The 25018-nt window shown below is 43.5% G+C and carries 23 protein-coding genes and 1 tRNA gene; 20 read left to right on the top strand and 4 right to left on the bottom strand.

All coding sequences use genetic code 11. The features are described 5' to 3' along the window. The first annotated feature begins 12 nt into the window (after positions 1-12). From leuB to ilvA, 4 genes are all read left to right on the top strand, one after another. Positions 13-1119, top strand: a complete 1107-nt coding sequence (leuB, locus tag FFL34_RS04935; RefSeq protein ID WP_138602015.1) for a 3-isopropylmalate dehydrogenase — start codon at positions 13-15, stop codon at positions 1117-1119. An 18-nt stretch (positions 1120-1137) separates the two neighbouring features. Next, positions 1138-2547, top strand: a complete 1410-nt coding sequence (gene leuC / locus FFL34_RS04930) for a 3-isopropylmalate dehydratase large subunit (RefSeq protein WP_138602013.1) — start codon at positions 1138-1140, stop codon at positions 2545-2547. A 12-nt stretch (positions 2548-2559) separates the two neighbouring features. Next, positions 2560-3141 carry a 3-isopropylmalate dehydratase small subunit gene (leuD, locus tag FFL34_RS04925; protein WP_138602011.1) on the top strand — a complete coding sequence of 194 codons (582 nt, stop codon included), beginning with the start codon at positions 2560-2562 and terminating at the stop codon, positions 3139-3141. Between the two features lie 90 nt (positions 3142-3231). Beyond that, a complete protein-coding gene (ilvA, locus tag FFL34_RS04920) occupies positions 3232-4179 on the top strand; it encodes a threonine ammonia-lyase (protein ID WP_138604674.1) in 948 nt (315 codons plus the stop codon). Between the two features lie 538 nt (positions 4180-4717). Here ilvA and FFL34_RS04915 read toward each other — a convergent pair. Then, complete coding sequence (locus tag FFL34_RS04915; RefSeq protein ID WP_138602009.1) at positions 4718-6418, bottom strand: thiamine pyrophosphate-binding protein; 1701 nt, start codon at positions 6416-6418, stop codon at positions 4718-4720. A gap of 340 nt (positions 6419-6758) precedes the next feature. Between FFL34_RS04915 and FFL34_RS04910 the strand changes: the two genes are divergently transcribed. The 3 genes from FFL34_RS04910 to panD all read left to right on the top strand — a co-directional run bounded on the left by FFL34_RS04910 (position 6759) and on the right by panD (position 10222). Continuing rightward, on the top strand, positions 6759-8237 hold the full coding sequence (locus FFL34_RS04910; RefSeq protein ID WP_138602007.1) for an aldehyde dehydrogenase family protein: 1479 nt from the start codon (positions 6759-6761) through the stop codon (positions 8235-8237). A gap of 131 nt (positions 8238-8368) precedes the next feature. Beyond that, positions 8369-9763, top strand: coding sequence for a M17 family metallopeptidase (locus tag FFL34_RS04905; protein ID WP_138602005.1), 1395 nt, complete (start codon positions 8369-8371; stop codon positions 9761-9763). 69 nt (positions 9764-9832) lie between these two features. Beyond that, positions 9833-10222 carry an aspartate 1-decarboxylase gene (panD, locus tag FFL34_RS04900; protein WP_138602004.1) on the top strand — a complete coding sequence of 130 codons (390 nt, stop codon included), beginning with the start codon at positions 9833-9835 and terminating at the stop codon, positions 10220-10222. A 57-nt stretch (positions 10223-10279) separates the two neighbouring features. On the opposite strand, the gene FFL34_RS04895 is transcribed toward panD, so the two are convergent. From FFL34_RS04895 to FFL34_RS04885, 3 genes are all read right to left on the bottom strand, one after another. Further along, a complete protein-coding gene (locus FFL34_RS04895; protein ID WP_138602002.1) occupies positions 10280-10756 on the bottom strand; it encodes a hypothetical protein in 477 nt (158 codons plus the stop codon). 263 nt (positions 10757-11019) lie between these two features. Next, positions 11020-11583: a nitroreductase family protein gene (locus FFL34_RS04890; protein ID WP_138602000.1), complete on the bottom strand. Its 564-nt coding sequence runs from the start codon at positions 11581-11583 to the stop codon at positions 11020-11022. A gap of 346 nt (positions 11584-11929) precedes the next feature. Beyond that, positions 11930-12002, bottom strand: a tRNA-Ala gene (locus FFL34_RS04885). A 312-nt stretch (positions 12003-12314) separates the two neighbouring features. Here FFL34_RS04885 and FFL34_RS04880 point away from each other — a divergent pair. The 13 genes from FFL34_RS04880 (at position 12315) to FFL34_RS04820 (ending at position 25018) form a co-directional block, all read left to right on the top strand. After that, the gene (locus FFL34_RS04880) at positions 12315-12998 is read left to right on the top strand and encodes a Crp/Fnr family transcriptional regulator (protein ID WP_138601998.1); all 684 of its coding nucleotides are present in this window, start codon (positions 12315-12317) and stop codon (positions 12996-12998) included. Between the two features lie 241 nt (positions 12999-13239). Then, positions 13240-13701, top strand: coding sequence for a c-type cytochrome (locus FFL34_RS04875; protein ID WP_138601997.1), 462 nt, complete (start codon positions 13240-13242; stop codon positions 13699-13701). Between the two features lie 14 nt (positions 13702-13715). Next, positions 13716-15581: a Sec-dependent nitrous-oxide reductase gene (gene nosZ, locus FFL34_RS04870; RefSeq protein ID WP_138601995.1), complete on the top strand. Its 1866-nt coding sequence runs from the start codon at positions 13716-13718 to the stop codon at positions 15579-15581. A gap of 117 nt (positions 15582-15698) precedes the next feature. Continuing rightward, positions 15699-16265 carry a hypothetical protein gene (locus FFL34_RS04865; RefSeq protein ID WP_138601993.1) on the top strand — a complete coding sequence of 189 codons (567 nt, stop codon included), beginning with the start codon at positions 15699-15701 and terminating at the stop codon, positions 16263-16265. Continuing rightward, on the top strand, positions 16258-17571 hold the full coding sequence (gene nosD, locus FFL34_RS04860) for a nitrous oxide reductase family maturation protein NosD (protein WP_138601991.1): 1314 nt from the start codon (positions 16258-16260) through the stop codon (positions 17569-17571). The genes FFL34_RS04865 and nosD overlap by 8 nt, the downstream gene beginning before the upstream one ends. Positions 17572-17596: 25 nt before the next feature. Beyond that, a complete protein-coding gene (locus tag FFL34_RS04855; RefSeq protein WP_234031548.1) occupies positions 17597-18397 on the top strand; it encodes an ABC transporter permease in 801 nt (266 codons plus the stop codon). Beyond that, positions 18390-19061, top strand: a complete 672-nt coding sequence (locus FFL34_RS04850; protein ID WP_138601987.1) for an ABC transporter ATP-binding protein — start codon at positions 18390-18392, stop codon at positions 19059-19061. Before FFL34_RS04855 ends, FFL34_RS04850 begins: the two co-directional genes overlap by 8 nt. Then, on the top strand, positions 19058-19717 hold the full coding sequence (locus FFL34_RS04845) for a hypothetical protein (protein WP_138601985.1): 660 nt from the start codon (positions 19058-19060) through the stop codon (positions 19715-19717). Before FFL34_RS04850 ends, FFL34_RS04845 begins: the two co-directional genes overlap by 4 nt. Positions 19718-20031: 314 nt before the next feature. After that, entirely contained in the window at positions 20032-20823 is a 792-nt protein-coding gene (locus FFL34_RS04840; protein WP_138601983.1) for an SDR family oxidoreductase, read from the top strand. Positions 20824-21218: 395 nt separating this feature from the next. Beyond that, positions 21219-22205, top strand: coding sequence for a LacI family DNA-binding transcriptional regulator (locus tag FFL34_RS04835; RefSeq protein WP_138601981.1), 987 nt, complete (start codon positions 21219-21221; stop codon positions 22203-22205). Positions 22206-22209: 4 nt separating this feature from the next. Next, a complete protein-coding gene (gene rbsK, locus FFL34_RS04830) occupies positions 22210-23106 on the top strand; it encodes a ribokinase (protein ID WP_138601979.1) in 897 nt (298 codons plus the stop codon). Then, on the top strand, positions 23103-23498 hold the full coding sequence (rbsD, locus tag FFL34_RS04825) for a D-ribose pyranase (protein WP_138601977.1): 396 nt from the start codon (positions 23103-23105) through the stop codon (positions 23496-23498). Before rbsK ends, rbsD begins: the two co-directional genes overlap by 4 nt. Positions 23499-23518: 20 nt before the next feature. Then, positions 23519-25018, top strand: coding sequence for a sugar ABC transporter ATP-binding protein (locus tag FFL34_RS04820; RefSeq protein ID WP_138604673.1), 1500 nt, complete (start codon positions 23519-23521; stop codon positions 25016-25018).

Raw genomic sequence — 25018 nt, 5'->3', positions numbered from 1 at the left:
GAGGGGGAGCACATGAATAAACACATTATTCTGCTTCCTGGAGATGGTATTGGGAAGGAAATTATTGAATCAGCTGTACAGGTGCTGAACGCTGTGGCAGGTGAATTTGGCCACACGTTCACACTTGATGAGCATGCAATTGGTGGTGCTGCAGTTGACAACTACGGGACACCACTGCCAGATGCAACAGTTAACGCATGCCAGAACGCTGATGCCATCTTGCTAGGCGCTGTCGGTGGTGCCAAATGGGATGGGCTACCTGCTGATAAGCGACCGGAAAAAGGATTGCTCGGCATTCGTAAAGCGTTGGGACTGTTTGCTAATCTGCGCCCGGTCAAAGGATTCCCATCATTATTGCATGCATCCCCTTTAAAAGAGGAGATCATTGCAGGCAGTGATATTCTGATTATCCGGGAACTGACAGGTGGGCTTTACTTTGGTACACCAAGTGAACGGCGGGATAATGGTCATGCCGTTGTTGACACACTCGCATATGAGCGGACAGAGATGGAACGGATTATTGATAAAGCATTTCAAAGTGCCCGTTTACGTCGCCGACACCTGACTTCCGTCGATAAAGCAAATGTGTTGGAGTCGAGCCGGCTTTGGCGCGAAATTGTTGAAGAGAAAAAGAAAGCTTATCCGGATGTCACCGTGGAACACCTGCTGGTTGATGCCGCCGCGATGAAACTGATTACCAATCCAAATCAATTTGATGTGATGGTAACGGAAAATATGTTCGGTGATATTTTAAGTGATGAGGCGTCAGTTTTAACCGGATCACTCGGAATGCTGCCATCAGCAAGCATACGTTCAGATGGAGCTGGTTTATACGAACCTGTACACGGATCAGCACCGGATATTGCGGGGAAGGGGATTGCGAATCCTTTAGGCACGATTCTTTCTGCAGCGCTGATGCTTCGCCATTCGTTCCAGATGGAGGCTGAGGCAGCGGCCATTGAGCAGGCTGTTCGTGAATGTCTGGACCAAGGTTATCATACAGCAGATCTTGACATGCGAGGCGGTCAGGAAGTAAGCACCCGCGAAATGACCGAAGCTGTTGTGGAAAATTTAACGTGCAAAAGTGTCTCAGACAGCATTTGTGGTATGTATGTTTAGTATATGGAGGTGAGATGAATGGCAAAACCGGAAACGATTATAGAAAAAATTTGGAAAAATCATTTAGTGCACGAAGAAGAAGGAAAACCAGACCTGATGTATATTGATTTGCATCTGGTGCATGAAGTGACGTCCCCACAAGCGTTTGAGGGATTGCGTCTGAACAACCGCACAGTCCGACGTCCTGATTTGACATACGCTACGATGGACCATAATGTGCCAACAAAAAACCGCAACGTCATCAATGACGATATTTCCAAAAAACAAATGGAAACGTTGCGCAAAAACTGTAGTGATTTCGGTATTACGCTTGCTGATATGTTTCATCCTGATCAGGGCATTGTTCATGTCATTGGTCCGCAACTTGGCTTGACGCAGCCCGGCAAAACGATTGTGTGTGGTGACAGCCATACGTCGACCCACGGAGCATTCGGGGCACTCGCTTTTGGTATCGGCACTAGCGAAGTCGAACATGTTCTGGCAACACAGACGCTATGGCAGAAGCCTCCGAAAACGCTGAATGTTCACGTGGAAGGCGACCTCGGCACAGGGGTGACTGCCAAAGACTTGATTCTAGCTATCATTTCGAAATTCGGTGTTCGATTTGGTACTGGTTATGTAATTGAATATACGGGCGAGGCCATCCGTCATTTGTCCATGGAGGGACGCATGACTGTATGCAATATGTCTATTGAAGCTGGTGCAAGAGCAGGTCTGATCAGCCCGGATGAGACGACGATAGAATTTTTGCGTGATAAACCGAACGTGCCGCAGGGGGAAGCATTTGATGCAAAAGCTGCGGAATGGCTATCCCTTGCTACCGATGAAGGTGCGGTTTACGACGAAACGGTCACGATTAAGGCGGAAGAAATCGAGCCGCAAGTATCTTGGGGCACCAATCCTGGGATGTGCGTACCGGTCAGTGGCAGTACACCGATTGTCAATGAATCGGAAAACCCTGATGAAGTTACTCGGGCGCTGGACTATATGGGGTTGGAAGAAAACCAGCCGATTGAGTCTGTTGCGATAGATCATGTGTTCATCGGATCGTGTACGAATTCCCGTATTACCGATTTGCGTAAAGCCGCCAGCATTGTGGAAGGTCAAAAAGTAAATGAAGGTGTTCGGGCCATTGTCGTACCAGGTTCGTTTGGGACAAAGTTGCAAGCTGAAAAAGAAGGACTTGATGAAATTTTCAAGGCAGCCGGGTTTGAGTGGCGTGAGGCCGGATGCAGCATGTGCTTGGCGATGAATGACGATATTGTCCCACCGGGCGGCCGCTGTGCATCTACATCAAATCGTAATTTTGAAGGACGACAAGGTAATGGCGCCCGTACGCATTTGGTCAGTCCGGAAATGGCAGCCGCTGCAGCGATTGAAGGACATTTTGTCGATGTGCGGCAATTCGCAGCAAACGTATATAGTTAGGAGGTGGCAATGATGGAAGCAATTCAGGAGCATCAGGGGGTCGTTGTACCGCTGAACCGGTCGAATATAGATACAGACCAAATCATCCCGAAACAATTTTTGAAGCGAATTGAACGGACAGGATTCGGTCAGTTCCTGTTTTACAATTGGCGATTTGACGATAACGGAAACATGCAGGAGGACTTCGTGCTAAATAACCCGGCCTACCAAAAGGCTACGATCCTTTTGGCAGGGGAAAACTTCGGCTGCGGATCGTCCAGGGAACATGCGCCATGGTCCCTTTTGGATTATGGGTTCCGCGTTATTATAGCGCCTAGCTTTGCGGATATTTTTTACAACAACGCACTTAAAAATGGCATTATTCCAGTTCAAATGAACGAGGAACAGGTGCAGCAGTGGATGAAGAAGGCTGAGAAATCCGAATTGGTGTTGACGGTTGATTTGCGAAAACAGATTGTTCGTGATGATGTGCGAGAAGTACCTTTCGATATCCCTGCTTATCACAGAGAGAATTTACTGAACGGATTGGATGAAATTGCGCTGACATTAAAACATGAAGCCAAAATTAGTGCGTTTGAACAAGAAGCGAAATGATGAGAAACAGTGAGTGACAATAACAGACCATTATTAGAGGAGAGTGAATCTGTTGGGAATTGCGAGCTAAATAACATGGCTGATGTGGCGATGGACCGATTAGCAACTGTTGTCCACCGCACACCTATAATAAGATCCGAAACGACCAATAAGTTAGTGGGAAAACATGTTTACTTTAAAATGGAGAATCAGCAAAAAACCGGTGCATTTAAATTCAGGGGCGCCAGTTTTAAACTGATGCAACTGTCGAATGAAAAGTTGAAAAATGGGGTAATTGCGGCTTCGGCAGGAAATCATGCACAGGGTGTAGCAAATGCCGCCGCGAAGCTAAACGCAAAGGCAACTATTTTCATGCCGGAAAAAACCCCTGCAGCCAAGGTCAACGCTACACAGGCGTATGGTGCAGAGGTTGTCTTGACAGGTGAATCATTTCAGGAAGCGTACGAAGCTTCGATGAAACGGCAAATGCAGACAGGTGCAGAATACATTCATCCGTTTGATGACTATGACATTATGGCGGGCCAGGGAACGGTTGCCATTGAAATGCTGCAGCAGGAAGATCGAATTGATACCATCATTGTACCAATCGGCGGTGGTGGACTGATCAGCGGGATAGCGAGTGCAGTTAAGTATAAGCATCCACACGTTAAGGTGATTGGTGTTCAGGCAGCTGGCGCATCGGCCATGTATAAAAGTTATTGTCACAGGCAAGTGACTCGTCTTGACAAGGTATCGACGATTGCTGAAGGGATTGCAGTGAAAAAGCCTGGTGAGCGGACATTGCCGCTAATAAGAAGATATGTTGATGACATAGTTACCGTTAGTGATGAAGAAATTGCCGCGGCTACCGTTTATATGTTAGAGCGGAATAAAACATTGCTTGAAGGGGCTGGCGCCGCTGCATTGGCAGCTCTGTTCGCACATAACAGCAAAATTAAATCCGATCATTGCGGCATTGTCGTTAGCGGCGGCAATATGGACATTAGCACACTCCCAATGATCCAACAGCTCGCCAGCAAACACCACCACTCAGCATAAGAATAAAGGATGTAGCGAAATAGGGACAGGTTGCTTGTCCCTATTTTGCTGTTATCATAATGCTTGACGAGCGTTGAATGGAAGATGGACCATTAATGGGATTGACATGGAGACGGACGGATAAAGAACTGAATGCAAGCATGAAGGGATCGCAGTGCGCCGATTTTCATCCGTGGTTGAACCAGAAATACGAAGGTGTTGAGTAACTGCGTAAGTTAAAACGCGATGTGCTTTGCGTCGTAGTACAAGTAAATTTATTAGCATCATTGGACATGAGTGCCTTTAGCTCTGTTTCTTTGCTGTAATCGAGCACTCATTGCTAAAAAATAGCAAGAGAGCTTATAAACACACTCCCTTGCTATTTTAATTAACAAATGCACTATCCCTGATTTGCTCAGCTAACAATCAGTGGAAGTAAAGACCCCTACTGATTGGCATTTCATTTTATTGTTTGTTACCTATTAGACAGAAATTCTAATAGCTCAGACCAATAATGGAAGGAAATGGTGGGCCAACAAGCCTGTCCCCTTGTCCCGTTTTAATTTCCGGGTCTGAAGGAGTCGATATAGGCTTCGGATTCTTCGTATGGTTTGTTGGTTGGGCCGACTGCTTCCATATCGACAATAATCATGGTTGGTTTTCTTTGGCTGATGGCATTATCAAATGCTTTACCAAAGGTTTCAGCGGAATCGACCTTTTCTGCTGTGAAGCCCATGGACGCAGCCATCATGGCAAAATCCGGATAATTCAAATCAACCGCCCTTGTCCTGCCATAGGCTGCTGTCTGCAAGTAGCGCAAAATCCCATATCCACCATCATGAAACAACACAATGACAAGAGGAAGATTTTCTTGTGCGGCCGTAGCAAGTTCTCCGGCATTTACCATAAACCCGCCATCTCCAGCCATTAACACAACCGTACGATCTTCATCAGCCATCTGTGCCCCGATAGCCATTGGCAGACCTTGACCGATTCCACCACCGGAAGCGAAAATGGATGTTCGTGGCGCATAGGTTTCAATCAGCTTGTTCCCCCAAATGTAGGCGGGCATCGTTACATCACGAACTAAGATTGCATTATCCGGCATCAAGTGGCGCATTTCATCAGCAAATGCATCGTATGGAGCTACCGCATCTTGTAGTGCTGTACGTACATTGTTTCGGATAGCTTTAATTTCGTCCAGATACGCTTGATCTCGCGTGATATGTTTTTCTCTTAGCTTATGGTTAAGGTGTTGCAAAATCTGTTTGGCGTCTCCTAGAAGTGCATGAGACGGGGTATAGTTGAGATACAAGCTTTTCGGATCAGCGTTGATAGTAATGTGTTCATTAGGCAGTGGTATTGTCCAGTCATTTGTTTCTTCGCCGCGAAAACGGGTACCAATGCTAATTAGCAAGTCGGATTGCTGAAACAGTGATTCCACTTCTGTTTCGGTGGTGAAATTGCCAATACAGAGTGAATGGTTTTCCGGAATGGAGCCTTTACCTGATTCACTAGTGACGACTGCCGGCTGCAAACGTTCCACCAATTGTTGGAGCTCATCCGATGCACCAGAGGTAATTACGCCACCACCAGCCCAAATAACCGGCCGCTTGGATTGGGCAATTTTTTCGATTAATGTATCCGGCAGATCAATCGTATCCTTATGATTGTCATATGTCATGCCACTGGCAGCTTTGTCTGGTGTTAACATCGTGTTTTCCGGAATGATGGCCGTTTGCAAATCGGTAGGAATGGAAATGGTAACCGGCCCTAAAGGTGGAGTTGCCGCTTCGTTTATTGCTGTTTGAATAAGTGCAGCGGTCTGATTTGGTTGCCTTAGTAGATGAGCTCGCTTAGAAGCACCCTCCATCATGGCAAGCTGATCCTTACACTCATGAATGTACCGCTTGCCAGTTCCGATATAGTCAGCGGCGACCTCACCGGTAATATGTAATAGTGGTGTACCCTGGTTCCAGGATTCCGTCAGCGCGCCAGCCGCATTGCCAGCTCCAGCTCCCGTGCTTGTCAGTACAACTCCGAGCTTTCCGGTTGACCTCGCATAGCCATCCGCCATATTGACGGCACCGCTCTCACCTCGTGCAGCAATAACGCGTATACTGCCTTCCCTTACGATTGCATCATAAATTGGCATGTTATGAATGCTGACAATGCCATAAACAACTTCTACACCAGCTTGGACCAATTCGTTAACAATCACGTCTGCGGATGTAAAGCTTTTCTGTTTTGTCGTATTCATTAAGTAACCTCCATGACTATTTTTCTATGTTACATCATACTCTATGAATTTATGAGACTACCCTCCTTTTACAATTCTGATTTTTAATTTAATTCACATTAGGCCAACCTATGTGAACCTTTAGTAAAACATCTTAACATGAACAGCTGACTTGTCAAATTTCCCTGAAAAAACGCACATGTCAGTTTGACGAAATTAGAAAGAACAGCTAAACTATTATTGTTAGAAAAAGGGAAAAATTTAAATGAATGAATTCAGGACAATTCTAGTTCAAGATTGATGTTACAAGCTTTGACTGAACATGGAAGTAAACAACACGAGAGGAGATGGTTCTAGCGACATGATGCAATTATCCATGTACATAGACGGAAAATGGAAAAACACAAACGAAAGCGAACGACGATTGATTAGCAATCCGGCGAATGGGGAAGTGATTGCCGAAGCGATAGAAGGAACGGTCGACGACGCTAAGGAAGCGATTCGTTCAGCTAAAAGAGCGTTTCAGAATGGAGAAGGTTCCTGGCCGCGCATGGCACCTGCCGAACGAGCGGATTATCTATACAAGGTTGCCGCTAAATTGGAAGAGAATCATGATGAACTTGCCCGGTTGGAAACGCTGGACAATGGCAAAACACACACGGAAGCAGGTTTTGACGTAACGGAAGCTGCCGATTGTTTCCGGTATTATGCCGGACTAATCCGCGCACCAGAGGGACAAGCAGCCGATGCGCCGGAGTCAATTCACACGACGGTCGTCCATGAACCAGTCGGTGTCTGCGGCCTGATTGTCCCGTGGAATTTTCCGCTTCTGATGAGTGTATGGAAAATAGCTCCGGCTTTGGCTGCCGGCAACACGATCATCCTAAAACCGTCTGAAGTCACACCGGTTACGGCTGTGAAGATGTTCGACATTTTTAATGAAGTAGGGTTCCCGGATGGGGCTGTCAATCTGCTGTTGGGGCATGGCGCGATTGTCGGAAATGAATTAGCTACCAGTCGTGATGTTGACAAAATTTCGTTTACGGGCGGTACGGAAACAGGCCGGGCCATTATGAAATCCGCTGCTGGCAATTTGAAAAAGATTTCACTGGAGCTTGGAGGCAAATCACCGAATATTGTCTTTTCGGATGCGAATCTGGATACGGCGGTCGACCACGCTCTGTTTGGTATTTACTTTGGTGCGGGACAGGTCTGTTCATCCGGATCGCGCATTCTAGTTGAGGAAAGCATTCATGATGCCTTCGTTGAGCGGTTTGCTGAACGGGCAAAAAAAATCACTGTAGGTCCGGGAAATGATCCAGCATCTGAAATGGGACCGCTTGTCAGTGAGGACCATATGAATAAAGTTCTATCGTATATTACTAAAGGCAAGGAAGAAGGGGCGAAACTTGTCTGCGGCGGTAACCGCATCGAAACTGATGCATTGAAGGACGGTTATTTTGTCGAACCTACCGCCTTTACCGACACGACAGAGGAAATGAGCATTGTTCAAGAGGAAATCTTTGGTCCGGTCGCTGTGTTCCAGACGTTCAAGGATGAACAGGATGCGATTCGGGTTGCTAATAACACGGATTATGGGCTGGCCGGCAGTGTCTTCACCCAAGATAATGCCAAAGCGATGCGCGTCATCAAGAAAGTGCGTGCCGGAATCACGTGGATCAACACATATCATACTAATTTTAACGATTTTCCATGGGGCGGATACAAACAGAGCGGTATCGGCCGTGGACTTGGTAAACATGGACTAGAGGAATTTCAAGAAGTAAAGCAAATCAACATCAATTTACAGCCGGAGCCAACCGGATGGTTTTCTGAATGAGTCGTTTTTGGTAATCAGTAAGTAATGTCCTATCAGACTATTAGAAGGGATAAGAAAATATAAAATTTAGCGATAAAACTGATGCTTGATTGACCTGTTTTCCATAAGCAGCAGGGGAGGATAGAAAATAAATGGGGAAAAGTGTAATGATTGTGTTTACAGATGATGCGCAAATGGAAGATAATGAATCTGTGAAAGGATATGTAGAGAACAGCAAGGGAGACGTTACGACTGTTTTTATTGACGGAAGCTTGTATGCAGTCATAAAAAAGATTGATGCAGCTGGGCAGTCGTCTGAAAAGGTGCGGATGATTGCCGGTACACTTGCCCGCATGTTGCAAGAGCTTCAAGTAGAAAATGCCGTTATTAACGGAAATAAATTAATTGAAGCATTTCACACGTTATCAGCAGAAGCAGTTGTAACGGCCTTTACAGAAGGTTGGCAGTTAGGGTCATATCAGTTTGTAACATACCATTCAAAAGAAAGCCTCTTTCAAACAACATTGCAAATTAGCGGGAACAATGAAAAGATCCAGTCGTTTGCTGCATCTGGTACTATCCGTGCTGAAGCGACAGCATTTTCGCGTGATTTAATGAATGAACCTGCAGCTGCATTAAATCCGACAACCTTTCCTTCTATTTTAAAAGAGGAATTTGCCGGTACAGATGTCAAAGTGTCCGTCTATGACAAAGATGAAATAGAAAAAAGGGAAATGAATGGTGTGCTGACTGTCTGCCGGGGCAGTAAACACCCACCAGCTTTTGCCGAGCTTGTCTACCAGGGAGATAGCTCCAAACCGCTCGTCGCACTTGTTGGAAAGGGTGTAACCTTTGATACTGGCGGTATTAGCCTAAAAAGGGGAAAAGATTTGAGCAATATGCGATTTGACATGGGCGGTGCGGCCGCTGTCGCAGGTGCAATGAAGCTGTTGGCAAATGCAAAGGCCAACGTGAACGTCGTTGCACTTATTCCGATTGTCGAGAATATCCCAGATCGTAACGCGGTTATACCAGGCGATGTCATTCAGTATAAAAATGGTTTAAATGTCCAAGTCGGTAATACCGATGCAGAAGGAAGACTCATTCTGGCAGACGGGCTTATTCGTGCTGGTGAATTAAATGCTGAATATGTGGTGGATATTGCAACGTTGACCGGGTCTATTGTCAACGCTTTGGGTACAAAAATTGCTGGGGTATTTGGTGACGAGAAACTTGCGGATGAGATGAAATATATCGGCCGGGAGAATGGTGATTTCATTTGGCCAATGCCATTGATTGATGCGTATGACCGCTATTTAGCAAGCGATTATGCCGATTTTAATAATACAAGTCAAAAAGCGGAGGCAGGCTCTATTGTTGCCGCATTATTCCTACGGCGCTTTGTTCCGGAAGCGAGTAAATGGCTGCATGTGGATATGGCGGGAACGATGGAGAGTGAAGCGAATGGTTACTATACCAAGGCAGCAACCGGCTACGGGGCAAGACTGTTGGCGGACTTTACCACACACGTTTCACAAGGGCAATGAATCTATTCCCTTATTTCGCTTGCATGTGTTATAGAGTGTAGAGGACGATATTTTGAGGAGGTATGCTTGATGCAACGTATGATGTGCAAAGGAAAGATTCATAGAGCGACAGTCACCGAGGCTGATTTGGATTACGTCGGTAGTATCACGATAGATGAAAAGTTAATGAAGGAAGCGGATATTAAGCCATACGAAATGGTACAGATTGCCAATTTGAAAAATGCGGCAAGATGGAAGACATATGCTATCCCGGCGCCGGAGGGATCAGGGCGGATTTGCCTGAATGGACCGCCAGCCAATATATTTTCCCCGGGTGATCTGGTCATTATATTAAGTCAAGGGCTCATGACAGAGGAAGAAATTGCAGGTCTCAAGCCAAAGGTAGTCTTTGTCGATGAAAATAACGAGATTACGAGTGTGGAAGAACATGATCTGCATTGGCCGGAAGGAGTCAAATAGAAAAGATAAAAGTCCAGCTGGAAAGGTATCAGCTGGATTTTTCATTTACTGAACAAATCACATGATCAAGTGAATAGCTATAAGGAAAAATAATGTAATCCCGAGCCATATATGAACCATTCGTTTTGTAACAGAAGGCCAAATCAGCCGCAGCCAGCCGCTTATAACCATCGCCCCTAACACAGCACCCGCCAGCAGACCGCTTAGCAATTTCATATTTTCAAAATCCGGACCAAATAAGTTTATTACCAGCGTGGCATGGATACTGATTAAAATAAGTGCTGTTGTTCCGATCCAACGATGATATGGCACGATTTTTTTCGACATGTTGGCTAATTTAATTTTTGTCTGTTTATTAGTCGTGTTGCGGATGGTTGAGAACACCGCATGTCGCGTCCAGTTAAACAGGAAAAGAAACATCCCAGCCGCTCCGAATGCAATATGTATCGGTATAATCGGCAATTGGGTTCTTTCGGTAATTTGCCATACTGCCAGTACAAGTAATAGAAAGTTAAAAATGAACCATTTATTCATAGGCGCCCCCGTGCAATGTGAAAGCAAACTTATTGTACATGATTATAGCACATTTGCAGTGGTTGTGTTTGTGTTGCAAATCACTTTGATGCCGACCTTGTATGCGTTTGCGTGAACCCGAAAGTTAGTTTGTTTGCCCGCTGAATCAATCGTTAAGGTTCGTGTATTTTGTGGAAATTAGCACCTTTGAAATTGATTCAGCTTGTAAAAAAGACCGGGAATCATACCGGCCTGCTCACACATCACGACAAAACATATGCCTATTATATAAATGTGCCTTCCATAATCGACTCCTGTACCGGGCGTCGGTCGGATGGTTTCTCACGTGCCTGTAGTTCTTCGGGAAGTGCTGCTTTCTCTCCTTGATATCCAATGGCAACAAGCGCCTGGATGTCATATTCTTCCGGGATGTTTAATACCTCACGCGCTTTATCTTTATAGAAACCACCCATGCCATGAGTAATAAGTCCCTCTTTTGCCGCTTGCAAGGATAAATACCCCCATGCGGCACCAGTGTCAAAAGCATGTGTGTAATCCTGCTTATCAGAAATAATTAGTGTCAGGACAGGTGCTTTTTCACACCACTTCCGGTTTCCATCCATGATGAAGGAGTGAAATTTTTCTCTGTCTTCTTTTGTACGTGCGACAATGAATCGCCACGGCTGGATATTCATGGCGGAAGGTGCCCAGCGAGCTGCTTCAAATATATTCATTAGCACGTTTTCAGGCACTTCCTTTTCCTGAAATGAACGTGGCGACCAGCGCTTGATATAGATTGAGTCAATATCATAATCAAGCTGACGAAAATCTTTTATATCAGTTGTCATTACATGTGCTCCTCCTACCGTAAAGTACATAATAGTCGATATTATAATAAAAATGGCTGTTGAAATCAAAATACTTGTTCATGAACAAATGAAGTCAGTGAAAACATGCTTACGTTTCCAGAACATCTATGAACTGGAAGACCATTCGCCAACTAACAAATAATACGAGAAATGCACGCGATATGGCATAACTGATCAAGGAGGGTCAGTGAGGGAAGTTCGCTGCAGTTTAGCATTGAATTTAAGGTACTATGACGATCATACTTTTCGGAGTTTAAAATTTATACTTTTTCAAAGCGTAAAAAAGGCCAGCAATTTTAGTTGCTGACCTAACTTTATAAATGGATGGAGCATATCGGGCTCGAACCGATGACCTCATCGCTGCCAGCGATGCGCTCTCCCGACTGAGCTAATGCCCCATTGATTACGATATTTATTATATCCATTTATCCAAAGGTTTTCAAGGGCATATAATTAATTTTTAATTTTTTATTTATTACCAATAGTAAACAGGGATATTTCCCGGGCAATATTTGTCAAAAAGGGTCGGCACATACTGGTGGTGGATAAAGTCATTTCAATAATGAAATTTCACTTTATCTGTTTGTTAAGCGTTGTCCCTTAAAAATAAGTTTTGTCCGTTTTTCAACAATTATATTAAGTGGTTGTTTGCTAATAGCGATTTGGTGGTAAGATACAATTGTAAGCTTTAATAAGGGGGTGAATTTACGATGAGTAAGTTGGAAGAGGAATTAACTGATTTTGACTTTTTGTCTTTTTTTAGTGATGACGAATTGAAAAGATTTAAACTTGTTTTGAATAGAAGAACGTACAAAAAAAACCAACAATTATTTGCGGAAGGGGATAAAAGGGGAAAGTTCTTCTTTTTGAAAAAAGGCTATATTAAATTGGAAAAGACAAACCAGGAAGCAAATATGCTATATATTAATTATGTGAAACCGAATGAACTTTTCCCATATGTTGGTTTGTTTACAGAGGAAAACTATCGTTATTCTGCATACGCTTTAACTGATGTCAGTGTCTATTATCTTCCGGTTACAGAATTTGAATCGCTGATTAGATATAACACGGAGCAACTCATGCTCGTTATTAAAAAATTAGACCAACTGACGAAGCGGCATCAGGATCGGTTACAGACAGTCTCGACTAATTTTGCCTCTGATAGGGTCGAACAAGCACTTAATTACCTAGTTCAAAATTTTTCAGTCAACCAAGGTGATTGTTTAGTTATTGATATACCAATGACGATGACGGAGTTAGCAAAACTATCCAGTACAAGTCGGGAAACGGTATCTCAAGTTTTTAAGAAATTGAAGTGTGACGGAATTATGACGCTGAATAAAAGACAAATTACCATTCATAATTGGAAATACTTTAGGGAAAAAAATATATAAGTATTGCTCATCCCTTATGTGCCAAACATTTTGATGTGTCTGGTTTTTTTATTGCGCAAAAGACATAGGAGAAGTTCCTATTTGTAAATGCCAAATCCTTCACACTTTTATAGTGATTCTTTTTGTTTTTCTTTTTTATCATGGGAACTATGATTAATCATAAAGCAGCTGCTTTTTAACTTGCACCCGATTAAATAGGCTGCTAATATGATTATTTGAATTTTAATGGAGGTGATAATGAATGAAGGTGAATAGTATTATTTTCATCGCAGGTTTCATTGTTGCGTTTGCAGCAGGTTATTTGTTCTTTGGTGGTAATAGCACCGCGGATCAAGGCGGACAAGACACCGGAAATCAGGAAGAGAAGGCAAATGATACAGATTCTTCTGATGGACAGGGTGCAACGGATGATCAAGCATCAGAGGGTGAAGAAGAGACAAGTGTACCTGCCGAGGCTGAACCGCTAAGCAGAAATAATTGTTTATCTTGCCATGCAGTCGAATCACTTGGTGCAGAAGGGGGAACTACTGGCCCTGACCTTTCCAATGCATATAATGTAGTGGAGGATAAACATGGAAAACCACTGGAAGAATTTTTGAAGGAACCTACATCTGCAGTGATGTCAACAGTTATAAGTGATAATCCTTTAGAGGATGAGGAAAGAGAAGCCATTATTGAAGCGCTGAAAAAAGCAGCGGAATAAGGAGGTAAAACTTGATGAAACAATTGAAAGTCCTTTATGGCATTACTGGAATAGCATTGGGTTTGCTGGTGGCATTTCTTGTTTTTGGCAATACCGCGGCAAATGATACTGCTAATTCCGATGCAACGAACAAATCAAATGCTGAAAAGGTTTACGTTGCACCGGGTGAACTAGATGATTATTACATGATGGCCTCTGGAGGACATTCCGGGCAGCTGTTTGTGTACGGACTTCCATCCATGCGTTTGATCCGTCAAGTACCTGTATTCAGCCCGGACCCTGCTACCGGTTATGGGTTTGAAGAAGAATCGAAAGAAATGCTTGGCGGATACAAATGGGGGGATTTCCACCATCCGGCCATTTCCGAAACAGAGGGAGATTATGACGGACGTGCATTGTTTGCAACCGATGTCGGAAACAACAGGGCTGCATATGTTGATTTAGAAACATTTGAAACAACTGATATAAAGGAAATTCCCAACGTTTCCGGTCCGCATTGTGCAGCATTTGTAACGCCTAATTCAGAATATTTCTTTGCACCGACACGTTTCAGTGTACCAATCGGTGGTGAATATGCCGATCTTGACGAGTATAGTGATACGTATAAAGGTGTGATGACGGCTTTAAAACCTGACTTCAAGAACAATCAGATAGATGTTGCCTTTCAGGTAATGTTGCCGCCATGGTCTTATGATTTATCAGACGCAGGAAAAAACAAATCCGATGGATGGGGCTTCCTTTCAACATATAATACGGAGGAAGCAACTACTACCTTGGAAATCAACGCATCGCAAAACGATCGCGATTATATCGTGATGTTTAATTGGGAGGAGATGGCGAAGGAAGTAGAAAAGGGTAATTACACCGAGGTCAATGGTGTAAAAATGTTTGACCCTGAAGAAAATTCCGGATCGATTTATTTAGTTCCCGCTCCGAAATCACCACACGGGGTTGACGTAACACCGGATGGCGATTATTTTGTCGCAAACGGAAAACTATCACCAACGACATCGGTGTTTAGTGTCGAAAAAGCGAAGGAAGCCATAAAAAACGAAGACTTCCAAGGAGAAGCACAAGGACTACCTGTCTTAAATTACGACAGCGTTATTGACAAAGAAATTGAAGTCGGATTGGGACCGCTCCATACGCAGTTCGATGATAAAGGTAATGCGTATACCGGGCTGTTTATTGATTCTCAAGTGGTCAAGTGGAATCTTGATTCCGGCAAAGTCATCGATAAAACGGAAATTTCGTATTCATCAGGACATTTGGCAGCAGTTGGCGGTGATACGACTAACCCGGGTGGTGAATGGCTCGTCTCCTTAAACAAAATATCAAAAGACCAATATCTGTCGGTTGGCCCATCTCACCCGGAAAGTATGGATCTGATTGATATCAGTGGCGAAAAAATGGAACTTGTTGCCAATACACCATCACAGCCGGAGCCGCATTACGCCCAAATTATCGATGCAGACAAGATTGAAACAACGGAAGTAGCCGAAAAAGATACAGACCGCGAAAATGCTGTTTGGAGCACGGATGATGCGCATATTGAACGTGAAGGTGATGAGTTGCACGTTTACGGAGTTGCATTGCGGTCACGATTTGTATTCGATGCAGAAAGTGATAGACCGGATGTCGTCGAAGCTAAAGAAGGAGATACGGTTTATTTCCATATAACCAATATCGACCAAGATGAAGATATTACACATGGGTTTGGAATTAACGGATACAATGAAAACTTTGAAATTCAACCAGGCTATACGAAGACGTTGAAGGTTGAAGTGGATGAATCAGGAACGTTCCCTATTTACTGTACGAATTTCTGTTCGGCATTACACCAAGAAATGACTGGGTATCTTCTTGTTGAACCGAAATAAAGCGGATAAATTGTGAACATTTGTGTGACAGGAGAATACCGGTTCGTAAAATGGAACTGAACTTTTGGAGTGGAGTCCTATTACAGGACTCCCTTCAAATTAAAGGAGGCGTAGAATATGGGGCGCATTAGCTTTAAGGGTATGATTGGACTGATGATCGCAGGCTTAAGTTTTGCTGTATCCATCTTTTTTCCGTGGTGGGCATTGCGGTTGATTGCCCCACAATATAAAGAAGGATTATATATGTGGGTTTATCCCTATAAAATGGAAGGTGATATTGACATAATCAATGGTTTGAACCATTATATTGGGATGGAAAAGTTTAGTGAAGCTTCTTTCCCGGAATTGGGGTTCCTCGCCTATATTGTAGGTGCTGTTGCCTTATTAACAATAATCGTTGCCCTTATCCGAAATCGTACATTGCTTGCTGTTTGGACGGGAATTGTGCTGGTACTTGCGGCGGTCGGGATTTATGATATTTATCGCTGGTTGCATGCATTCGGGACGAATTTGTCACCAAACGCCCCTATCGAAATTGAACCTTTCACACCACCTATTTTTGGAACGAATCAGTTGGCTAATTTTGAAACGTTTTCGTTCTTTTCCTATGGGACGGGGTTTGTCGGATTAGGCATCCTTTTGTTGTTGCTTGTACTCTGGAAAGGAAAGGCAAACCATGATTAAGCGATTCGGTATATTCATCACTATCCTTGGTGTTATGATCACGTTGTTACCGGGAACTTCTTTTGCAAAGGAGCTTCCTTCTATCCAAACATTATTGGAACAAGCAAAGCCAGGCAGCGTTATTCAACTTCAGGATCGTGTTTATCAAGGAAATGTCGTTATTGATAAGCCGGTTATTCTCAAAGGAACGAAAGGGACAGTCATAAAAGGAACTGGTGATGGAAATGTCATCACCATTAAGCATGATGGCATTACACTAAAGAACGTTACTATTAAAAATAGCGGTTCTGTTCTTGACGATGATGATGCCGGTATTAAAATATATTCCGACAACAATCAAGTCATCAATACAACCATTAAGGATAGTTTGCATGGTATTTATTTAAACGAAAACAAAGGAAATAAATTAACTGGCAACAAGATTCTTGGTAATCAGGAATGGAATCAATCCCGCCGTGGTAATGGTATTCATTTGTTTCATTCATCCAAAAACGTGATTAAGGATAATACGATTGACGGATCTAGGGACGGGGTATATTTTTCTTTTTCCGGAAACAATCGTATAAAACAAAATCATGTCACGAACACGCGGTACGGTCTCCACTATATGTATTCAGATGATAACGAATTTTATGAAAATGTATTCACAGATAATATAGGTGGAGCAGCTATCATGTACTCAGACCGAGTCACATTGGTGAAAAATCAATTTTACGATCATCACCATATGCAATCATTTGGTATTTTACTACAGACGGCTAACGATACAAGGATTGAAAAAAACGAAATCTACTTTAATCAAAAGGGAATCTTTATGGATCAGTCGAACCGGAACCTTATAAAAGGGAATCATATTTCAAATAATCAGATTGGCCTTAATGTCTGGAGTAGTTCTATCGATAACCAGTTTACGGAAAATAAAATACTGGATAACAATCTGCAATACACGACCAACGGTGGAGAAGATGCCAATGATTGGAGCGTGGAGGAAATTGGAAACACTTGGTCTGATCATACGGCAGTTGATCTTGATCAAGATGGTGTCAGTGATGAGCCTTATGAATATAGCTCAGCTTTTGGCAGCGTATTAGCTGATCAGCAGCTTGGCAATCTTTTTCTCTACAGTCCTGCCTTAACGATATATGAGAAATGGAATCAGCTAATCCATACAGAAGGCGGAATCCGTGACCCACATCCAATCAAAGCAAGGCAACAGGCATTGTTTAATTTTTCCAGCGTTTTATGGATTCTTGGTTTCGTGTTAGCAGTAGTGGTCCTGTTACGTGTCAGGGCAAAAAGGTACTGAAAGAAAGGGGGCAATAAAATTGATAATGATAGCTAAAGAGTGGAAAGAATTTTACCGAAGTGCTCTCTTTATTATAACGGCTGGTCTGATCATCGTCTCAGGTTGGTTTGTACTGTTTCCGTATGGCGGTATGGATATCCCAGTTGCCTTTCGAACGGGAATTGTGTCCGTTTTTCAAGTTTCTGTTTACTTTTTACCTTTACTTGCGACTGTCTACGGGGCCTTCTCAATGGCAGAGGAAAAGAACCAACGTACCCTACCTATGCTAGTGGCGAGGGGAATGACTATTAATCAGTTCGTTTTGCGAAAATATATTTCCCTTGTGACTGTATTTGTACCAGCGATACTAGCGGCTTATGTGGTTGCAATGATACCGGCGAAAAGCGTATTTGCGGACTTTCCGCCACAAGAATTTGCTCTTTTTGCTATATCAACGATTCTTTTGACAGTGATTTTTATTGCAATCGGGATGCTACTCGGTTCGGTGATCAGTCAAAAACTGACACTCGTTGGATTTATTATTGGTACTTGGTTAGCTTTTATATATTTCATTGATCTTTTGCTTATGTATTGGCTTCCGAATGTTGCTATGAAGGATGTTTTGGGATTTTCTATTATTTACTTTTTATCTCCATTACATGCTGTTCAGTATTTTTTATTTATAAAGCTGAATGTATACGAATTTTCCGATATGAGTGTTCTATACGACCATTTCACGTTTCAATCACCGTGGCTCGTTCTGATTGGAAATATGGTGATATGGGTTGCTGGTACAATCGGGTTGTCCATTCTCGTATTAAAACGGAAGGGTGTCTCTCATGATTAATATTACAAATGCAGCACAGAAGCATCGTTCACAGATAGTTTTTGATCAAGTAAATGTTACCATTGAACATGGTGAATGCGTGGCGATTGTGGGCAGAAATGGGGCAGGTAAGTCAACTTTTCTGTATGCATTGGCCGGTTTTTCCCGGCTGGCGAAAGGATCGATTACTATTGATGGAAAAGAAGTTCATCAACCGAATGCCTGGCAAGGTAGTTTTTCATTTTTGCCGGAAAAGTTCCAGCTTTATAGTCAACTGTCAGTAGAGGAAAATGTCCATTATTTTGCGCAAATAATGGGGCTGGGGATGGAGGATGTACAAACAGTCCTTATGCACACGAGTATGTGGGATGACAGACAAAAACGAATAGGCGCACTCTCCAAAGGGATGCTGCAACGAGTAGGCTTAAGCATTGCACTTCTAGGGGAACCAAATTGGGTGGTGTTGGATGAGCCTACATCAGGACTGGATTTATTTGGCAGACGAGAGATGCTTAAACTTATGGGGGACATTACTTCACCAGATAGAAGTCTGTTATTTACGACACATCATATGGATGAAGTCCGGGAACTGGCAACCCATGTTCTATATTTCAACGATAAAACCGTTGAAAAAATAGAGGTGGGAGAGTTTTTACAACAATTGGAAGAGGATGACTTACGATGAAAAAATTAATGCTTTTACTTGGATTGTCGTTAGCTGTATTTGGTTGTTCTCCGTCTTCGGAAACAGATAACGCGGATGAACCGAAACAAGACAAACAAACGGAAACGACTAGCCCATCTGAAAACAAACAACAAATTGATCTTGAAACAATAGACCCGGAAACAGTTGTCGCTGAAGTAGATGATGATACAATTACAGGTGCCGATCTAAAGTATGAAATGAAACGACTTGCGTTAATCAATGCGTTACAAGGGGGCGGTCCAGGTAACGAAGAACCGTCACCGAAAATAGCTGTCAAAGAAAGCATTCGAAATTTAGTGATTCACGAAATTGCTGAACAAGAAGGAATCACAGTGGAACAAACGGTACAGGAACAACGGGTGCAAAAGGTTCGGAAAGATGCAGAAACAGCTGACGGTTATGATGAAGCACTAAAAGGGATGGACGAAGAAGCGTTCTGGTCCAGGGAAATGGACCGGTATGAAATCATTATTGAAGCAGAGAAACTTATCAGCATGTTGATGGAAGATATTCGAAAAGACCATCCGGATTATAAGAAGCAAGCATTACAGTTTGATGCACGTAAGGAATTGGATGAATTAATTCAGGAAAAGCTGTCAGATATGGATGTGGAGGTTCACTTGGAGGATCTCTAAGCCGATAGAAGTCCCACCACAAATTTATATGGTGAAAAATTGCTGAAGGATAACCGTCTCTTTCAGCTTTTTTGTTTAGTATTGCTAGACAAAAGTAATACCAATTATTGTCTTATCATTAGCTAATCTATGTTAAGATAAATGTAAATAATACTGTGAAGCATTGGACTGGCCTGTTGCCTGGTATCTGGACGGATGCAGCTGGTTTCACTATTTTAATTATTATTTTAGGAAGGGTCTTCACTAAAAGAGATACAAAACATGGACCACTTTCAATGGCAAAATAACTTCTGTAAGTAAAAGGAGATGATTCCATGGATCTTGGGCTCAAAGATAAATCAGTATTAGTACTGGCTTCTAGTAAAGGACTGGGAAAAGCAACGGCAGCCCAGTTTGCAGCAGAGGGAGCACGGGTGTATTTGGCAAGCCGAAACGAGGAAGCATTACAGCAGACGGCTGAAGAAATTAAAAGGGAAACCGATAACCCCCATGTAGCTTTTTCGGTTTGTGATATGACAGATTACAACTCCATCAAACAGCTTGTTGCGGATGCTGCCCGAATAAATGGCGGGATTGATGTGCTTGTGAATAATACAGGTGGGCCGCCAGCTGGATTGTTTGATGATGTTGACGACCAGGATTGGCAGCGCGCGTTTGAACTAAATTTACTAAGTTTCACCCGAGCTATTCGGGAAGTGTTGCCGCATATACGAAAGCGTGGGGGTGGTCATATTGTCAATTTTGCGTCCTCATCGATTAAACAGCCAATTGACAATCTGATTTTATCCAACACATTCCGGGCAGGTATCACTGGTTTGTCGAAAAGTTTATCGCAGGAGTTAGCGGGTGATAACATTTTAATTAATACTATAGGACCAGGAAGAATTTCTACAGACCGTGTACAATCGCTCGATTCTATAAAAGCGGATGCACTTGACATGGAAGTGGAAGATTTGAAAGCAGCTAATGAAAAAGAAATTCCAATAGGGCGGTACGGAGAACCTGATGAATTTGCCAAGCTGGCCGTGTTCCTTTGTTCGGAAGCAAATACGTATATTACAGGACAATCATTGCTTGTTGATGGAGGCATGGTTAAAGCGTTATAGCTGAATATTCCTGTTATCCCGCCTATAACTTAAAAGAGCCTCAGGCTAACTGAGGCTTATGGCGGATTTATTTTGCAAGTGCATATTCCGCCATCTTCTTGAAATTTCCCAGTATGTAATCCTAAGCATCTTTTTTTATATAGATTGAATCCACAACTAACTCTATCATTCTTTACGTTTGATGCAAAAAACTGCTTTTTTCTAAACAAAAAACACTTCGCAGCTCTTCAAAGATTATTCCTTCTACTGATCATTTCGTTATTGACAGATGGATCTAATCGCTATAAGCTATATGTAACGGGTTACATGCATCCCCTCTATTACCTTTATGTAACCCGTTACATAATTTTTCAATAAACTAGTTTGAATAGAGTAAAGAGATAGAAGGGTTATTGATGGCAACAATTCGTGATGTCGCAAAGCTTGCTGATGTTTCTACTGCAACAGTCTCCAGGGTCATTAACGGGAATGGTTACGTGAATGCGGAGACAAAGCGGCGGGTAACAGAAGCAATTGATCAACTAAATTACGTACCCAATGATGTGGCCCGGAGTCTCTTTAAAGGGCGTTCCAAAATGATTGCCCTGTTCGTTCCGGATATTACGAATCCGTTTTTTCCGGCAATGGCTCGAGCTGTGGAGGATATTGCAAACCAACGTGATTTTACGTTTGTTCTTTGTAATACGGATAATGATCCTGCGAAGGAAAGCGCCTATCTGAATGCGCTGCAGCAGAAGTCGGCTGATGGGTTTATCATTGTATCGAGTTCGATTTCGGATGTGCAACTGCAAGAGATTAGGGTGCCAATGGTTGCATTAGACCGGATTACTGGTCGGTCTATTTCCTCTGTAACGGTGAATAACCGCAGTGGAAGCAGGCAGGCGGTGCAATACTTGAAGTCGATTGGCTGCAAACGGATTGCTCATATTTGCGGGCTAGAACATGCAGATAATGCGGCACTCCGTATGCGTGGCTACCTTGATGAAGTGATGGATGAGGACTGGTTTCATAGCGACTATGTGGTGTCAGGTGCGTACGATATAGACACAGCACGAACGTCTGCTATGCACCTATTACAGAATTATCCTGAGGTGGATGGTATTTTTGCTGGTAATGATTTAATGGGTGTGGGTGTATTGCAAGCGGCAGCTGCATTGAGAAGAAAGGTGCCTGAGGATGTATCTGTGATTGGTTTTGATGGCATTACGATTGGTGAAACGGTCACACCGGCGCTTACGACGATGGCACAGCCAATTTATGATATTGGGGCAAAGGCTGCAGATATGGTGATTACTCAAATCGAAAAAGGAACTTCTGCCGTTATTTCGGAAGAATTGCCGGTTAGGCTAATTGAACGGGAATCAACAAAGCGAAAGGTGTGATTGAATGAATGCTGAACCAAATGTATGCATTGTTGGTAGTATAAATATGGACTTGACAGTTACTACCGATAAAATCCCGCAACAGGGTGAAACGGTTATGGGGAGTGAATTTTTTGCAAACCCTGGCGGAAAAGGTGCCAATCAGGCCGTTGCTGCGGCACGTATGGGGGCTAATGTGCATTTCATCGGAGCGGTCGGGGACGACGCGTTTGGTGAAAAGCTATTGACCAATTTTGCGAATGAAGGTATTCAAACAGGCGGAGTGGAGACGATACCGGAAACGGCGACCGGAACAGCGACAATTATCCTGTCAGATAATGATAATCGCATTATCGTTGCACCGGGAGCCAATCATTGTGCAACCCCGGAACTTGCCGAGCGTCACCGCAGTAAGATTACTGGTAGTGACGTCGTGCTCCTCCAATTGGAAGTGCCGATGGAGACGATTGTGTACACGGTGCAAGCAGCAGCAGAAAGCGGTGTCCCGGTCATTCTGAATCCTGCGCCATACCAGTCGTTGCCGGATAGTGTTCTTCAAGGAGTTCACTGGATGACGCCGAATGAACTGGAGGCAAAGGGATTTGCAGAAGATCCGCTTTATGACATGATTCAGGAAAAATTAATCATTACCCGTGGTGATAAAGGTGCTAGTTTTACTATAAATGGACAGGAGCGTCATGTGCCGGGCTATGGGATATTTGTAATGGATACGACAGGTGCTGGCGATACATTCAATGGTGCATTAACCGCAGAGATTGCCCGTGGTACAGCAATGGACGAAGCCGTTCGGATGGCCAATGCCGCAGCAGCCTTATCGGTAACAAAAGTCGGTGCACAAGGTGGTATGCCAACCAAACAGGAAGTGGAAGCATTTTTACAGGAGAGGAAGGCATCAAAATGAAGAAAACAGGTCCATTAAACCGCGATGTGGCTTCCGTACTATCGAGAATGGGACATACCGATACAATTATTGTCGCCGATTGCGGGCTACCGATTCCGGATGATACGCCTTGCATTGACCTTTCTTTAAAACTCGGGACCCCAAGTTTTTCAGCAGTGCTGGCAATGATTATCTATCACGTGGATATCGAAGACCTGACCTTAGCGGAAGAAATCAAAACAAATAACCTGTCATTGCATCGTAAGCTATGTGCGGACTATCAGGATGTTCCTATCAACTATATGACCCACGAAGATTTAAAGCGGTCTGTGAAAAATGCGAAAGCGGTCATCCGAACAGGGGAAGCAACCCCGTTCGCCAATGCGATTGTGCAATCCGGTGTTATTTTTTAACGGAGCGGAGGTGACACATGATGACAGAAGCACCATTTGTAGAAATGCAGGGGATTGATAAGTCTTTTTCTGGGAACCAGGTACTGAAGAAGGTGAATCTTTCCATTAAGCAAGGAGAGGTTCATGCGTTGGTTGGTGAAAACGGTGCGGGTAAGTCCACGTTGATTAAAATATTGACTGGCATTCATAAACGTGATGAAGGTACGGTTCGATTGAATGGGAAAGAGGTGCATTTTTCCCATCCGAAAGAGGCGGAGCAGGAAGGGATTATGGTCATCCACCAGGAATTGAACATTATCCCGCATCTGACCGTGGCAGAAAACATGTTTCTCGGCAAAGATATTACCTATGGAAAGTCAGGTATCCTGAACAAAAAGGAAATGAAGAAGCAATGTATGAAGCATTTACAGAAACTGGGTGTTTCCAATATTCACCCGGATGACATCGCTGGTGATTTATCGGTCGGAAAACAGCAGATGATTGAAATTGCCCGGGCGATATCCACCAATGCCAAGCTTATTGTAATGGACGAGCCTACTGCTGCGCTGACCGATCGAGAAATCGAGAGTCTATTTGATGTAGTAGCATCCTTAAAGCAGCAGGGCGTAGCGATTATTTATATTTCACACCGAATGGAAGAAATCTTTCGAATCTGTGATGCAATTACGGTGTTGCGAGATGGTGAATATATCGGTTCCGAACTGATTACCAATGTCAATTTTGACTCTATTGTAAAAATGATGGTTGGGCGTGAACTTGGCCAGCGCTTCCCGGAACGGGGCAATACTCCTGGGGACGTTATTTTTGAAGTGAACGGATTGGCTAGAAAAGGGATGTTCGATGATGTAAATTTTTTCGTTCGCTCGGGTGAAATACTCGGTATAGCTGGCTTAATGGGCGCTGGAAGATCTGAAATAATGGAAACGATTTTCGGTTATGCGAAAAAGCAGCGTGGCACGGTTCGCCTAAATGGAAAGGAACTGGTAATTAAACATCCGGCTGACGCGATCAAGGCAGGAATTGGTTTCATTACAGAAGATCGGAAATCCCAAGGGTTACTAACGGAATTTTCTATCCGCGACAATATTGCTTTGACCAATTTGAAAACGGTTTCCAGTAATGGCGTCATTGCATCCAAGAGGGAGATGCAGCTTGTCGATGAATTGATGAAGCGACTTGGTGTAAAGGCGACCGGCCCGAGTCAGGAAACAAAATCATTGAGCGGCGGTAACCAACAGAAAGTGGTCATTGCTAAGTGGCTTGGGATTAAGCCGAAGCTGCTCATCCTGGACGAGCCGACCCGTGGAGTGGACGTTGGTGCCAAAAAAGAAATATATTCCATTATGAATGAACTGACCGAAAGCGGGGTAGCTATTATCATGGTTTCCTCAGAACTGCCGGAAATACTGGGAGTAAGCGACCGCATCATGGTCATCCATGAAGGGACCGTTGCCGGGATAATGGATAGAGAAGAAGCAGATCAGGAGAAGATTATGACTGCTGCAGCAGGAGGTGAATAA

The organism is Lentibacillus cibarius (genome assembly GCF_005887555.1).
GTDB lineage: Bacteria > Bacillota > Bacilli > Bacillales > Amphibacillaceae > Lentibacillus > Lentibacillus cibarius.
Note: the sequence above shows the minus strand (reverse complement) of the source record. Positions and strands in the feature narration are given on the sequence as shown.

Bases quoted from the DNA above. Each gene is read 5' to 3' on its own strand.
- panD (WP_138602004.1), top strand. From the start codon at position 9,833: ATGCAACGTATGATGTGCAAAGGAAAGATTCATAGAGCGACAGTCACC.
- rbsD (WP_138601977.1), top strand. From the start codon at position 23,103: ATGAAGAAAACAGGTCCATTAAACCGCGATGTGGCTTCCGTACTATCG.
- FFL34_RS04835 (WP_138601981.1), top strand. From the start codon at position 21,219: ATGGCAACAATTCGTGATGTCGCAAAGCTTGCTGATGTTTCTACTGCA.
- leuC (WP_138602013.1), top strand. From the start codon at position 1,138: ATGGCAAAACCGGAAACGATTATAGAAAAAATTTGGAAAAATCATTTA.
- leuD (WP_138602011.1), top strand. From the start codon at position 2,560: ATGGAAGCAATTCAGGAGCATCAGGGGGTCGTTGTACCGCTGAACCGG.
- FFL34_RS04840 (WP_138601983.1), top strand. From the start codon at position 20,032: ATGGATCTTGGGCTCAAAGATAAATCAGTATTAGTACTGGCTTCTAGT.
- FFL34_RS04850 (WP_138601987.1), top strand. From the start codon at position 18,390: ATGATTAATATTACAAATGCAGCACAGAAGCATCGTTCACAGATAGTT.
- FFL34_RS04875 (WP_138601997.1), top strand. From the start codon at position 13,240: ATGAAGGTGAATAGTATTATTTTCATCGCAGGTTTCATTGTTGCGTTT.
- nosZ (WP_138601995.1), top strand. From the start codon at position 13,716: ATGAAACAATTGAAAGTCCTTTATGGCATTACTGGAATAGCATTGGGT.
- FFL34_RS04910 (WP_138602007.1), top strand. From the start codon at position 6,759: ATGATGCAATTATCCATGTACATAGACGGAAAATGGAAAAACACAAAC.
- FFL34_RS04820 (WP_138604673.1), top strand. From the start codon at position 23,519: ATGACAGAAGCACCATTTGTAGAAATGCAGGGGATTGATAAGTCTTTT.
- rbsK (WP_138601979.1), top strand. From the start codon at position 22,210: ATGAATGCTGAACCAAATGTATGCATTGTTGGTAGTATAAATATGGAC.
- nosD (WP_138601991.1), top strand. From the start codon at position 16,258: ATGATTAAGCGATTCGGTATATTCATCACTATCCTTGGTGTTATGATC.
- leuB (WP_138602015.1), top strand. From the start codon at position 13: ATGAATAAACACATTATTCTGCTTCCTGGAGATGGTATTGGGAAGGAA.
- FFL34_RS04855 (WP_234031548.1), top strand. From the start codon at position 17,597: ATGATAGCTAAAGAGTGGAAAGAATTTTACCGAAGTGCTCTCTTTATT.
- FFL34_RS04915 (WP_138602009.1), bottom strand. From the start codon at position 6,418: ATGAATACGACAAAACAGAAAAGCTTTACATCCGCAGACGTGATTGTT.
- FFL34_RS04865 (WP_138601993.1), top strand. From the start codon at position 15,699: ATGGGGCGCATTAGCTTTAAGGGTATGATTGGACTGATGATCGCAGGC.
- FFL34_RS04880 (WP_138601998.1), top strand. From the start codon at position 12,315: ATGAGTAAGTTGGAAGAGGAATTAACTGATTTTGACTTTTTGTCTTTT.
- FFL34_RS04890 (WP_138602000.1), bottom strand. From the start codon at position 11,583: ATGACAACTGATATAAAAGATTTTCGTCAGCTTGATTATGATATTGAC.
- FFL34_RS04845 (WP_138601985.1), top strand. From the start codon at position 19,058: ATGAAAAAATTAATGCTTTTACTTGGATTGTCGTTAGCTGTATTTGGT.
- ilvA (WP_138604674.1), top strand. From the start codon at position 3,232: ATGGACCGATTAGCAACTGTTGTCCACCGCACACCTATAATAAGATCC.
- FFL34_RS04905 (WP_138602005.1), top strand. From the start codon at position 8,369: ATGGGGAAAAGTGTAATGATTGTGTTTACAGATGATGCGCAAATGGAA.
- FFL34_RS04895 (WP_138602002.1), bottom strand. From the start codon at position 10,756: ATGAATAAATGGTTCATTTTTAACTTTCTATTACTTGTACTGGCAGTA.